We start from the raw sequence: 13,348 nt of genomic DNA, 5'->3' as shown, positions 1-13,348 counted from the left end.
TGGGGATTTGGTTAGCGGCTGGCTTCCTCGGCCGGGTTGGCCTCCAACGTAAAGGTTCTGCGCACGGGGTTCAGGGGAGCGTCGACGATGCTGTCGCCGCGCATCAGGGTAAGCGTCACGGTGTTTTCACCCATCGGCAGGTTATGCAGGTAGTAAGGTTTCCACTCGTCAATGGTGAATTCCTTGCCGTTGACATTCGCCATTACGGTGTATTCCCCACCGAGGGTAACGTTGACGGGGTAGAAATCGAGCATAACGTTTTCGGTTTCGGCGCGCCCGACGTAGGTGCCTTTGGGGCGACTGTAGAACAGCATCGGCTCGGTTACTTCCTGGGAACTGGTAAAGCTTCCGTCGGATACATTCGCCTTTACGACGCGGTGGGCGGCGGGCGTCTTGATCGACTCGTGGTAGCTGCGGCTCAGGAAGGTCAGGATGTAGTGTTCTCCGTCGGCAATCGGCTGGTCGAAGGTGGGTTCGTACTTGGCGATGTAGGGCTCGTTATCGATGATGAGGTGCACGTGCTGTCCCTGGTCGGAGTTGGCGCACATCAGTTGTTCCGCGTCGTCGGTGATCTTGCCGAAGGTGTAGCCACTGACCTGGTAGTTGAAGGTGCCCTTCTCGTACTTCCAGTCGTCGATGCTGGCGTTCGGGAAGCCCTCCGTGGGGGGCATATCCGTCAATTGAATGTTTTCGTTGCCGGGGTTACCGTCGCCGATCATGTCGGAACCCTCCTCGGTCACTCCACCCTGGTCCATGTTGTCCTCCTGGGTGTCGCCACCGCAGGCGAAAATGCCGAGCAGACTGATGAGAAGGAAGGTATTTAAGATCTTCATATGCTATGGTTTGGTTAACTGTTTGGCCCATTCGGGCGTTAAACCTAGAAGTTTTATATCAACATTTAGTTCGTGACAAAACGGTCAGACATCATAGAATTACGGGTGGAAGGCATGGACTGCAACAACTGCGCCATGTCGATTAGCCGCTTCCTCGAGCGTAAGGGTCTCCAGGATGTGATGGTCAATTTCCAGACCCGAGAGGTCCGTTACCGCCGTGACGATGGGGCGCTGGACGCGGGTGCCGTAAAAGCTGGGATCGAGAAGCTGGGTTATACGGTTGTGGACGATAATGACGAAACGACTACCGGTCTTTCCTCGGGGTTGACGGCCCGCCAGCGGTTGGTGATTTGTGCGGCGCTCACCCTTCCCTTACTGCTGAATCACTTCCTGATGATGGCCGGGGTACACTCACCCCTGGATAATGGCTGGATCCAACTCGCGCTGACGGCTCCTGTATACTGGATTGGCGGACTTTACTTCGGGCGATCCGCGCTGTCCGGCCTGCGTGCCCGTATGCTCAACATGGACGTCCTGATCTTTCTGGGCGCCACCGCGGCTTTTATCTATAGTCTTATCGGCCTCTACTGGCAGAACCCCCAGTATTACTTTTTCGAGACGGCGGCTACGATCATTACCCTGGTATTGGTAGGCAACTGGCTGGAAGCCCGGGCCGTCGAAAAGACCACCACCGCCATTGGGGCACTGACTGCCCTCAAGGAAGACCGCGCCCAGGTTCTGATGCCCAGCGGTACGCTCGTAAGCCTGCCAGTTGATGAAGTCCAGCCGGGTGCGCAGGTGCGCGTGAATACCGGAGACCGCATCCCCCTCGATGGAATCGTACGCCAGGGTCAGCTAACGGTTAACGAAGCCATGTTGACGGGCGAAAGCCTGCCGGTGGAAAAGGCCGTCGGTGATCAAGTGCTGGGCGGTAGCGTGGTGGTTTCCGGTCAGACTACGGTGGAGGTCACGGAAACCTACCGGGACGGCACACTGGCCAGGATTATCGAGTTGGTAAAAACCGCCCAGAGCGATAAACCCCAACTTCAACGGCTGGCCGACCGCATCAGCGCGGTATTCGTGCCGGTGGTCATTGTAATCAGTATACTGACCTTCCTGATAGGTTGGGGGACCGGCTACGCCTCCGCCACGCAAGCTTTCATGAACGCCGTAGCGGTGTTACTTATATCCTGTCCGTGCGCCATGGGTTTGGCTACCCCTACGGCGGTGATGGTCGGTGTAGGCAGACTGGCGCGCACCGGACTGCTGATCCGCGGGGGGAGCACGGTGGAAACCTTCGCCGGCATCCGCCAGATGGTTTTCGACAAGACCGGAACGCTGACTACGGGTGAACTTGAGGTGGGTGATTTCCGCATCGCCCCAAACCAGAATCCTGCCTGGATTCACCGTTTGATTTACGACCTGGAAGGGTACAGCAGTCATCCCATCGCCGGCGCGGTGCGGGAGTACCTTGCCCGTCAGTCCATGGTCGAGGCGGATGATGTCGACTACCAAAATTGGAGGGGTGAATTTTCGGTAGCGGAAACGCCCGGCCTTGGGCTTTCCGCCGGGCCATTTTACCTGGGTGCCGCGAAGGATGAATCCCTCGACGCGGACGTGGTCCTGCGCAAGGACAACCAAGTGCTGGCTTCTCTGACCCTGATCGATACCGTTCGACCAGGTACCGCGGCGATGATTCGCCAGTTGCACGACCGCGGTGTCAAGACCGTACTGCTTACCGGAGATCGACCTTCGAAGGCAGAACGGGTAGCCGAACAGGTGGGAATAGATGAGGTGTTTGCCGGGCAACTTCCCGACCAGAAACTCGAACGGATCAGCCGCCTGAGCGGAGAGCAACCCACCGCCATGGTGGGGGACGGGATTAATGACGCCGCGGCGCTCAGTCGGGCGGACCTCGGCATCAGTCTGGGCGGCGCAAGTGCCGTGGCACTGGACGCCGCCCAGGTGGTCCTGATGCGCGATGACCTGTCTGTATTGATCGAGGGCAAACGCATTGCCGACCTCACCGTACGTACGATCAAGGAGAGTTTGTTCTGGGCGTTCAGCTACAACATTGTCGCGATCCCCCTGGCTGCCCTGGGCTATCTTAACCCCATGTGGGCGGCACTCTTCATGGCCTTCTCCGATGTGGTAGTCATCGGTAACGCCATACGACTTAAACGCCGGTAGCGGGGAGGAAGAGCAGAAGCGTCCCCCCCGCGCCGGTCGAGGTGCCCAGATCAACCCCGGCAATCCCTACCATCGGCTGCAGTACGATGAATTGCCCGATCCGGACGACGCGCTGCCCACCGAGTATATTCCCACCCACCCAAAGACCATCCTGAACAAGATAACGAGTCCCGACCTGGGGCAGGGATACGGACTTAACGCCTACCAGGGTTGCGAACACGGGTGCGTTTACTGCTTTGCCCGCACTACCCATACCTACTGGGGGTACAGCGCCGGCATGGACTTTGAAACCAAGGTCCTTTACAAAGCCGAGGCCCCGGCCCTGCTGCGCCAGGCCCTTTTGAAGCCTTCCTACCAGCCGATGCCGGTGATGATGTCCGGCAACACCGACAGCTACCAACCCGCCGAGCGGAAGTTCAGGCTAACGCGTCAGTGTCTGGAAGTACTGAATGAGCTCCGTCATCCGGTAGGACTGATCACCAAGAATAGCCTGATCGAGCGCGATCTGGACCTGCTCCGGGAGCTTGCCGCCGACGATCTGGTGCATGTGTGTTTCAGCATCACCACACTGGATGAGGATGTGCGGCGGGCGCTGGAGCCACGTACCGCCACCATCGCCCAGCGCTTTCGGGCCCTTTCGCAGCTGAGCGCGGCGGGGATACCGACCATGGTTAACATCGCTCCCGTCATTCCGGGACTTACGGACCACGAGTTGTTCGCCATTGCGCAGCGGGCCGCCGAATCCGGTGCCAGGAAAATCGGGTACAGCCTGGTGCGGCTGAACGACCAGGTAGCGGATATATTCACCAACTGGATACACCAAAGCTTTCCGGACCGCGCCGAGCGGGTATTGAACCGCATTCGCGACACGCACGACGGCACACTCGGGGAAAAACGCTTTGGACACCGGCACCGGGGCGAAGGCCACCTGGCCGATTTGGTGGAACAGCAATTTCGGCTTGCCAAGCGGAAGTACTTTGCGGACGCCCCGGCGGTACCGGCCTATAATTTTGCGCCTTTTGAATTGCGTCGCCGGCCGCCCCAGCTTAGCTTATGGTAAAGCTGGCGGACAATAAGCCGGCAGGATCAGCATTCTTATAACAGCCGAAATCTATCCCGCCCGCGCATGTACTTTCCCCGCTTCCCGCTGGCCTTCCTGGCCACGCTGATCTTGTTTTCCGGACCGGCCGATGCCCAGCGACGCCGCAATCAGGCGGTGGAACCCTGGCCGCCTGAGAAGGCCTACAGCCGACTCTTTCTGGGTGGGGCGCTGCAGGACGTTTTCGAACTCCACTACGACTTTTGCGGATTCACGCGTCAGGAAGGCCAACGCGACTATACGCCACCGACGCTAGAGCGGTTTCTAGGTAAGCGTTCCTTACGCACCCGGGTGGAGAAAGCCAACATCAACGGCGGCAACCTGCTCAGCTACGTCTTCACGGCCGCGGAGGTCGCTGCTCCGCTCGACCGTATCCATTACCGCCCGGAACGGCTCTTGTATAATCCGACGGACGGAATAGATCTCCTGCCGCTGCCGCGCGACGGCTTTGATTCATTCATCCTCACCGAAAATTGCGGTGGCTACCTGAAGGCTTCCCTCGACGCGGGCTGGAAACCACCCTACGCGGCTTTTGCAGCCGCCCTGGACACGGACGCGCGACGAAGCAGCAGTGTACTGGCCATGGCCGGTAGTTTTGAAAGCCCTTTGTCCGAGATTCTGGCCGCCAATGACCACCGCACTGCCGAGCTGATGTCCCAATTGTGGCAGTTCTACCAGGCGAACCCGCAATACGGGGGCGAAGCTTATTATCTCCGGCAATTCGACGGGATTGTTATCAAACACCTGGCCGACAGTAAAGAAGTGGTGGCCGCCGAGCAGTCGGTCGGACTGAACGTAGCCCTTCCCTTTTCCGCCAAGTTGAACGCTGAACTGATGCACGGCAGCAATCGCGAGAATACATTCAGCGGGAGTGACTGGGAGACTATCGTTTACACCGATTTTGATGGACCCTATTCCCGTGCCAGTCTGTACCAGGCCCTGCCGACGCCGTCAGAGGTTGCTGACTATTTTCACCGGCTCGTACCGATAACGGTAGCGCCGGCTGTCCTTCGCGAAGGGGCGGTGCACGAGATTTCCGTGTCGGTGGCCGGCCTTCCCGCTGAATTAGCTGGTGCCGGCTGGGGTGTGCGGTCGATCACGGAAGGGGTGTACGTTGGAAACCCGACGCTGGAAGTAGGCCCAACCAAGGAGGGGCTGTCCTTCACCCTGAGTGGCCGACCCGCAGACGCGGTCTTCCATACGCGGCAAGTGGAGCCGGTACCGGCCAGCTTTACATTGGTTCTGCCGGGGCGAAACGGGGTGCCCGATTTGTTGATCCCCGTCACTAAAACGATTGCCACTTCGGCGCACCCCCTGGTGGATCTCGCCAGTACCCGTTTCGAATTGCACCGTCGCAATTCCGGCCAGTACGCCTTCCAGTGGCATCTGACGGTAAATGTGGAAGACGGTGAGAATCCCCTGGCCTCCCGCGGGCAGTTCGAAACTACGAATCTGCTGGTTGGCGGAGCGGAAGACACCTTGCATGCACGCGTGGTAGCCACCACCTACGATGCGCGCAGAGCAGTGTTAAGCGTAACCCTGGAGAGCGACCGCAGTTGGCCGCTCAAGATGATCGACGATCGTACCATGCGGACCTTTCCCGTCCGAGCCGAGTTAAGCCTTCCCGTGGGGGATGGTTTCGGGGTGTGCCACCGGCCCCTGACGGCCAGCTTGGCCGTTCCACGGATTGTTGCACCGGCGACCGCGCCCCTGCCCGTTAGCCCTCCATTCCCGGGTCCCGGGCCAGGTTAAGGAACTCGTCGAGGTTGGGTGTGATCACGATTTCGGTGCGGCGGTTGCGCGCGCGGCCAGTGGCGGTGCTGTTATCGCCCCGGGGATCATTGTCTGCCCGCCCGGCGGCGGTAAGGCGGTAGGGGTCAACGCCGAAATCCTGTACCAATTCACGTACCACCGCCGCGGCGCGCATGGTGCTGAGTTCCCAGTTGTCCTTGATGGTGCTGCTACGAATGGGTACGTTGTCGGTATGGCCCTCCACGATGATGCTGAGGTCGTTGTGATCATTGAGTACCTGACTTACCTTGTCGAGGACCCGATCGGAGGCGGGATTGAGGCGGGCCGAACCACTCGCGAATAGCAGGTTGTCGCTGATGCTGACGTGCACCTTGCCGCCGCGCACTTCTACCTTGACGTCCTCGTCGTTGATGTTGCTCAGGCTGCGTTTCAGGTTCATGACCAGCGCCAGGTTAAGGCTATCCTTACGCTGAATGCTGCGGTTCAATTCATTTATGCGGGAGGTCTGACCGCTGATGGACTGCAGGCTTTCTCGGATACTGGTGGCCCCTTCTTTACTGATGACCGAGAGGTCTTCCATGCGATTGAGCAGGTCGCCGTTGGTGCGTTGGACGGTTTCCAGCTGACCCTTTAGCAGCTGGTTCTCGCTTTGGGCGCTGGCGAGTTTGGTTTCCAGTTCGGTGATCTTGCCTTTGTTACAACTGAAAAGCATCAAAAGCAGGAGGGCGGGGGCGAGGATTTTCATTCGGTATACGTTTTGGAGTTGCAATAACGGTAGTAATTCCGGTAGCGTCTGCGATTGCATCATGCTTCAAAGACTACTTCGGTGGCGCCGTAGCCATACTTGGGGTGGTAATCATTGGAAAACTTCTGCACGAAGGGTACGTGCTGCAGTTTGGTGTGGATCTCTGTTTTAAGGATGCCGTTGCCCAGGCCGTGGATAATGTAAACCCGCTCGATGTCGAGCCGCAGGGCCTGATCGATGAAGTGGTCGAAGTGTTCCATTTGGGTGGACAGCACCTTATCCTTCGGGACGGCGGCGGGGTCTTCGACGAGGGCTTCCAGGTGTAGATCTAGGACGGGGTTGAAGTCGGTGCGCGCCTGCAGCGAGGAGGTGGGCCGGGCCGCGGGGGCGGTTTTGTCGGGTTGCTTCTTCAGTTGTGCGCGGGTGAGCTCCCGAAGGCTTGGGCCGCTGCTTTCCCGATCGGCCACGGAGGTAGCTTCCAGCCGGGGAAAAACCGTGAAGAGGTGAGCACCCCTGCTGAGTTCGGGTACTTCCCGGAAACTGCCGAAAAATTGCTTGGGGCGGACTTTCACCTGGTGGTAATGACGGGGCCCAGTACCGGTTTCCACCTTGGCACGTACATCTAGATCGACGGTTAGCCGCTCGTTCAGCCATCCGTAGGGAATCACGTCCAGTCGCTTTTTACCGTAGGCTTCCAGCGGCCCAAATTTGGAGCTGCGTTGGTGGTCGGCGGTTTTGACCTTGATTTCGTAAAGGATCTGGCTCCCGGTACCATTTATGAGGTACAACTGATAACTTTCCGGCTCGCCCTCCCCCCCATAGATCGGGTCGAAGGCCAGCTGGATGCCAGTATCGTGACGGTCGCGTTGGGTTGGGGCTTCGCGTTCGCTCGGCGGGTTAGGCGCGGGTTGCGCGGACGAGCCGGCAGCCCCCAGCGGCGCGATGGCGTGACCCGGCGCCGGAAGGTGACCAAGGCCACCATCGAGTCGGACCTGGTACATGTCACCTTTAAGCAATGCGGATATGGTTCCGGTTTTTCCGGTGCGGAGCATGGTGACGCGGTCGCCTATCTTGAAAGTCATGACTATAAATTTGGGTTGCAGATAGAAAGGAATGCGGGCGTGCGAAGTTGTGCACCGCGAGGGTTTTAGGCTTGTCCGAAGTCGGGGAGGGTAGGTAAGGTCTGAAGTCCTGCCACCCGTGGTACCTTTCGGCGATGGCAGGAGCGAACTCTCTACGCTGGCGGGTGGCTCAGTATCTGGAACTGAGGTGGTGGCGGCGCTATCTCAGCAAGCAGTCGCCGCAAGACTACCTGAGTGCCAAGCGTACCTATTGGCAGCGCGTGCTCGACACCTTGGAATGGGAAGTAAAACCGAACGCCCGGGTGTTGGACGCCGGTTGCGGGCCGGCCGGGATCTTTACCCTTTTGCACGATCGCCAGCGCATCACGGCGGTCGATCCGCTCCTGCGAGAGTATGAGACCCTGCCCGTCTTCGCGCGGGTCCATTACCCCCAGGTCAGGTTCGTGCCCAAGCCCCTGGAATCCCTGGAAGGGCTGTATCCGTTCGACTGCATTTACTGCTTCAATGCAATCAATCACGTAGACGACTGGCACCGCAGCCTCGACCAGTTGACGGCTATGGCGCGGCCTGGTACGCGGATGATCCTGAGCAGCGACGTGCACCGTCACGTCTGGCTGTTGCCGCTCTTCCGGGCGTTGCCAGGAGATGCGCTCCACCCCCAGCAGCACGATGCTGCTGCGTACCGTGGGGCGTTATCTAAGCGGGGCTGGACAATCGAGCGGGAAGCGTGTCTGCGCCGGACGGCTATCTTTGATTACCGGGCCTGGGTTTGCGTTTTTGACTCCCTCGCATGCCGGGAGGAGTAGCGTTGAAAGCGCTCGGTAAACCGCGGACTTTCGGTGCCCATCCATTTGTCCCAAAAGGTGAAGTAGAGACCGAAATTGTAGCGGGCCTGCTTGTGATGTACGTCGTGGTGCGTGGCGCCGATCAGTCCGCGGAGCAGTGGAAGGTTGGCCCAGCGCGTCGGAAAAACTTCAATGCCGGCGTGGTTTATGGTTGCCGATAGGGTCATTACGGCGAGCAGGGTCAGGAATGCGAATGCGTGCATGGGGATAATCAGGACGCTGACCGGAAGAAAAGCCGCCTGCAATACGGCTTCCAGGGGGTGAAAGCTGAAGGCGGTCCAGGCCGTGGTCTCGATGCTTTCGTGGTGCCATTGATGTACCCGCTCATACACCCCGGGCCGGTGCATCCAGCGGTGGATCCAGTAATAGTATGTCTCCTGCGCCAGTAGAAAGAGGAGGGTCCCAGCGACCAGCCAGATCCAGTCGGATGCCGTGGCCAGTTTCGTATACAATCGCGTAGATCCGTTCTGCCAGAGGTAGAGTACCAGGATGCCAAAGACGGCGAAAATCAGGGATACTACCGCCGACCGGCGGATCTCACGTTGCACCTGCGCGCCTGCACCTACCTCGTAATGGAAAATACGGTGGCGCAGGCGGTCGCGCAGCCGCAGCCGCAGCATGTAGTGGTACAGCCCGCTGAATGCCAAATATCTGAGAAAGATGACCACGAACAGAGCCCCGATCCAGAATAACCAGTGGGTAAGCATAGCGGAAAGGTATGGCGACCGATGGTAGGTGAAAAGTAAGGGTGTAACACCAATCAATACAGCGATTGGATAAAGAGGTTGCGGGGAGTTAACCATATGCCGGTCAAAGTGGCCGGCGATCGGCAAGAAGCGTTTCAGGCAAATTGGTGGAGAAAGGGGCAGAGCCGCTCCCTGCACATTATCTTTCCTCTTCGGAGGACTTCATTCCGGCCCTTCAAACCTCAAACCCGCAGCGTGACCCGATTGCCCCGTTTGCTCATTATCTTCTTGCCGCTGCTGACGACCTGCGGAACTTCGCGTATGGTGAACAATAATCTTCCAACCTTTGACTGGCAGGGCCACCGCGGTGCCCGCGGCTTGCTGCCCGAGAATACTGTGCCGGCCTTTCTGCGGGCGCTGAGCTATCCTGAAGTCACGACCCTTGAACTTGACGTCGTTATTTCCGCCGACGACCGGGTGATTGTGAGTCACGACCCCTACATGGAGCCCGCGATCTGTCAGTTGCCTGGTGGTGGATCTATTACGGATACTGTAAGTCTACGCCAACTTACCGCCCGGGAAATCGAGAATTACGATTGTGGTCAACTGCCACACCCGCGCTTTCCAGAGCAGGCCCGCCGGCCGGTGCACAAGCCTACGCTCTCAGCAGTTTTCGCGGCGGTCGACCGGTTCTGCGTCCAGCAGGGGCGCCTCTCACCCCGCTACAATATTGAGTTGAAATATCAGCCGGAGTGGGAACCATATTTGGTGCCCGATCGGGAAACCTTCGTCCGCTTGGTGCTCGACGATGTCGCAGCCTGGGGAAAGCCCGAGTTGGTTACTCTGCAGTGTTTTGATCCCCCGACGCTGGCCGTAATTCACCGACAGAACCCACGGCTTACCCTGGCCTACCTGGACGAATCGCCCGGTGAAGTGCAGTCCAAAATGGTGGAGCTCGGTTTTCAGCCGGCCATTTACAGTCCCTGGGAGCGCAAATTGACCCCCGAAATCATCGAGGAAGCGCACGCCCTGGGAATGCGCGTGGTGCCCTGGACGGTAAATGAGGTGCCGCGGATGCGCGAATTAATGGCCCAGGGGGTCGACGGCATCATCACCGACTATCCCAACCGAATCGCCGAAGCCGAAGCCGACAAATGAAATTCATGCGCATCGTCTCTAGCCTTGTTGCCCTCTCGCTAATCGTGGGTTGTAATCGTAATCCGAATACCGATGCCGGTCATGCGGTGCGTCACCTCCCGGATGAATTTCTGCGCGGGATGACGTTCGCCCACGAAGGATACCGGGGCCATAATGGGTACGGAGGTACCACTACCGGACCTTCAATGGATAGTCTTGTAAGACTGAATGTCAACGCCGTAGCTATTGTGCCCTATACCTTTTCGCGAAACCCCCGGGAGATCACTGAATTACCCATTCCTGATCGTCCGGGATCGGAAACCGACCCTGCCGTGCGCACGTGTATCCGTGCCGCGCACGATCGTGGGCTGACGGTGCTCCTGAAACCGCAGATCTGGATCCGGGGGTCGTGGCCCGGCGAAATTGACTTCGCGGACGAAGCTGGATGGGAGCAATTCTTTTCCGCTTACGAGGACTGGATCCTTCACTACGGGAAAATGGCGCAGGCGGAAGATGTTGCCGCCCTCTGCATTGGTACCGAGTTGGTGCACACCACTCTCAAGCACCCCGATCGGTGGCGGAAGATCATCGCGGCCCTACGGGAGGTGTACGACGGCCAACTGACTTACGCTGCCAACTGGGGCGAAGAGTTCGAAAACCTTTCCTTTTGGGCAGACCTGGACGTGATGGGCCTGAATAGCTATTACCCCCTGTCCAGTGAAAAACAACCTACCGATGCTGAATTGCAGGCCGGAGCGCATCGGTGGATGCAGATGGCGGACAGTATAAGTGAGGCGCACGACCGACCGCTATGGCTCACGGAGGTCGGTTACCGCTCCGTAGCGGATGCCTGGCAAAATCCGCACGCCGAGGCGGGGGACCGGGAGGAAAGCCTTGAGGCTCAGGCACGCTGCTATACAGCACTGGCTGGGGCGGTGCGGGAATCCGCCCGACTGCAGGGGATGTTTGTCTGGAAATGGCCCTCCTATCTGGGGCATACCGAAGGACGTGGGAACACACGCAACACGGGATTCGTGCCCGGGGGCAAGCCGGCTGCTTCCGTACTTTCCGGCTTGTACGCATATCCTCCCCTGGCGCCCGACGTCACTCCACCGTAGTAACCACCAGATTGTCAATCAGCACGGCAGGTTGGTCGATGCCGCCGTTCCACACCATCACGCTGGCGGCATCGGCTCCACCTTCCGGGGCGCGGGCCTCTATATAAACCTGTCGGGTAAAGTCGTGATTCAGTACCCGCTGAAGCCGGATCACCCGCTCCTTGACGCGCTCACCGTCCCGGTAGAAACGCAGGACCAACTGGGTGTAGGAATGAACGTCGCCGCGGGTACGATCAATCTGGAAATCCGCAGAGGCCCGTAGCCAATGGCCTTCGGCGAAAGGCCCGTGAACCCAAATCTCCTCGGTATTCTGCTGTTGACCAATCAGACAGTAGGAACCTTGACCCGAAATTGGGGGGAGGTTGCAGGCCTTGGTAGACTGGTTCTCGAAGTCGTTCGTCAACAGCGTGTCCAGTTGCTTTGGGGTGCGGCGAAAGAATTCGGGGTTATCGAGCAATAGCTTGTCGTCCTCATTGACATCGAAGGTGAACAGGGTGCGCCAGTAGTAGGACCGGTTCATCCACTCTGCCACCAGCAGCCCGCCCCGGTGGGCCTGGTGGGTGAACCACAGGTTGTGGGCCACCAGTATCAGACATATCCCTCCGAACAGGTAGGTCAGCCATTTTCGTCGACCTCGGGCTACCCATTCCACCGTGGCGGCGAGCGGGAAGGCCAGTATGGGGTAGGCTTGAACCATGGTACGCTGACCCAGGCTTCCGCCGTACCACCATACACTCCAGGAAAAGGCCACGTAGATGAAAAGCAGGCTGTGGAGGAAAGTGGCCGCGAAGATCTTCGTGCGGCTGCGGTACAGCGGGATAAAACCAATCAAGGCAAACCACATTACCGGCGTGTACGTCAGCCAGCCCGCTTTGTAACTGAACAGACCATCGACAAGGTGAGGTTCCCACCAGTCAAATCCCTGGTCCTGGTAACTGTACTCAATCCAGTCGCCGGTTACGTACTTCCAATAGAACAGTTGCATCGATCCGATTAGCAAGCAGGTTGCCACGGCCAGCGCGATCTTTCCCGGTTGGTGCATAAGAAAGCTCCACCGGTTCTGCAGTCCCGCTCGGGTGGGGGGCATATTCCAGAGCAACGGGAGCAGGCAAGCGATGATCTCGGTTGGTCGGGTGAGTGCCATTAGCCCGATGAGCAAGCCGATGCCGGCGAACAACTGCCACGGGGCCGTTGCCGCGCTTCCCTCTCTTCCCGACTGATACAGCCGGGTGCAGGCCAAAATCAAAAGGGCATACAGGCTGAACTCATAATTATGCGTGAGGGCACCGTCGATGGCTGCATAATTGAAGTAGTTGGTGGCCAGCGTGATGAGGAGTAGGGTGAGGGCTACCGTGGATTCGGTAAAATACTTCAGCAAGACGCGCATCAGAACGAACAGTCCCAGAAAACTGATCAGCAGGCTCCATAGAGAAATTGCCAATTGGTAGGGCCGGGAGAATCCGTCGGCCGGGTATTCGTCGCTGGCGGAGGCATAGGCGTGGGCGAGCAGAAATGCCGGGGTATACAACACGGCTTGACCAAGGCTGTACTTCATTACCGCGTTGCCATTGGCGTGCGGATATGCCTGATAAGGGGTTGCGGTGGGCCGATATTGCTCGATGATCTGGGGCAGGAACTTAACTTCCCGGAGGTCATCGTAGATAAACACGGCGGGCAGGTAAAGGTAATAGCCGGATACATCGTAACTGAGGGTGGCCTCAGTACCCCCCTGTTGCCACTTGGGGTAGTACAGGTGCGCCACTACCAGCATCAGGTAGCAAACGAGGAGGGCAACCGTTGCGGAAAGCTTCACGCTAACGAAGGTAAGCAAGGCACCGGGGTATTACATTAGCCCAACCAT

General features: G+C 58.6%; 10 protein-coding genes and 1 pseudogene. 6 read left to right on the top strand and 5 right to left on the bottom strand.

Going from position 1 to position 13,348, the window contains the following annotated elements:
* Nucleotides 1-11: 11 nt before the first annotated feature.
* On the bottom strand, nucleotides 12-833 hold the full coding sequence (locus E4021_RS02860; RefSeq protein WP_136456394.1) for a phosphopeptide-binding protein: 822 nt from the start codon (nucleotides 831-833) through the stop codon (nucleotides 12-14).
* Nucleotides 834-905: 72 nt separating this feature from the next.
* Between E4021_RS02860 and E4021_RS02855 the strand changes: the two genes are divergently transcribed.
* From E4021_RS02855 to E4021_RS02845, 3 genes and pseudogenes are all read left to right on the top strand, one after another.
* Nucleotides 906-3,023, top strand: coding sequence for a heavy metal translocating P-type ATPase (locus tag E4021_RS02855; RefSeq protein WP_136456393.1), 2,118 nt, complete (start codon nucleotides 906-908; stop codon nucleotides 3,021-3,023).
* 46 nt (nucleotides 3,024-3,069) lie between these two features.
* Nucleotides 3,070-4,083: pseudogene (locus tag E4021_RS02850) on the top strand (PA0069 family radical SAM protein); the annotation flags it as partial.
* A 66-nt stretch (nucleotides 4,084-4,149) separates the two neighbouring features.
* Nucleotides 4,150-5,874 (top strand): hypothetical protein, encoded by a 1,725-nt coding sequence (locus E4021_RS02845; RefSeq protein ID WP_136456391.1) that lies wholly within the window; start codon nucleotides 4,150-4,152, stop codon nucleotides 5,872-5,874.
* On the opposite strand, the gene E4021_RS02840 is transcribed toward E4021_RS02845, so the two are convergent.
* Nucleotides 5,840-6,619: an OmpA/MotB family protein gene (locus tag E4021_RS02840; RefSeq protein ID WP_211096948.1), complete on the bottom strand. Its 780-nt coding sequence runs from the start codon at nucleotides 6,617-6,619 to the stop codon at nucleotides 5,840-5,842. The two genes, E4021_RS02845 and E4021_RS02840, sit on opposite strands and share 35 nt — an antisense overlap.
* A 59-nt stretch (nucleotides 6,620-6,678) precedes the next feature.
* Nucleotides 6,679-7,701, bottom strand: a complete 1,023-nt coding sequence (locus E4021_RS02835; protein WP_136456389.1) for a Smr/MutS family protein — start codon at nucleotides 7,699-7,701, stop codon at nucleotides 6,679-6,681.
* 134 nt (nucleotides 7,702-7,835) lie between these two features.
* Between E4021_RS02835 and E4021_RS02830 the strand changes: the two genes are divergently transcribed.
* Nucleotides 7,836-8,507, top strand: coding sequence for a class I SAM-dependent methyltransferase (locus E4021_RS02830; protein WP_136456388.1), 672 nt, complete (start codon nucleotides 7,836-7,838; stop codon nucleotides 8,505-8,507).
* On the opposite strand, the gene E4021_RS02825 is transcribed toward E4021_RS02830, so the two are convergent.
* Nucleotides 8,456-9,253 carry a sterol desaturase family protein gene (locus E4021_RS02825; protein ID WP_168797438.1) on the bottom strand — a complete coding sequence of 266 codons (798 nt, stop codon included), beginning with the start codon at nucleotides 9,251-9,253 and terminating at the stop codon, nucleotides 8,456-8,458. The genes E4021_RS02830 and E4021_RS02825 overlap by 52 nt on opposite strands.
* A gap of 234 nt (nucleotides 9,254-9,487) precedes the next feature.
* Between E4021_RS02825 and E4021_RS02820 the strand changes: the two genes are divergently transcribed.
* Both E4021_RS02820 and E4021_RS02815 read left to right on the top strand, forming a co-directional pair.
* Entirely contained in the window at nucleotides 9,488-10,390 is a 903-nt protein-coding gene (locus tag E4021_RS02820; protein WP_168797437.1) for a glycerophosphodiester phosphodiesterase family protein, read from the top strand.
* A gap of 119 nt (nucleotides 10,391-10,509) precedes the next feature.
* A complete protein-coding gene (locus tag E4021_RS02815; RefSeq protein WP_406603357.1) occupies nucleotides 10,510-11,487 on the top strand; it encodes a glycoside hydrolase family 113 in 978 nt (325 codons plus the stop codon).
* Here the strand turns inward: E4021_RS02815 and E4021_RS02810 are convergent.
* Nucleotides 11,474-13,300: a hypothetical protein gene (locus E4021_RS02810; RefSeq protein ID WP_136456384.1), complete on the bottom strand. Its 1,827-nt coding sequence runs from the start codon at nucleotides 13,298-13,300 to the stop codon at nucleotides 11,474-11,476. The genes E4021_RS02815 and E4021_RS02810 overlap by 14 nt on opposite strands.
* Nucleotides 13,301-13,348 lie beyond the last annotated feature (48 nt).

It is taken from the genome of Neolewinella litorea, assembly GCF_004803465.1.
In the GTDB taxonomy this organism is placed as follows: domain Bacteria; phylum Bacteroidota; class Bacteroidia; order Chitinophagales; family Saprospiraceae; genus Neolewinella; species Neolewinella litorea.
The sequence above is the reverse complement of the archived record's forward strand: the minus strand, read 5'-3'. Positions and strand labels throughout refer to the sequence as shown.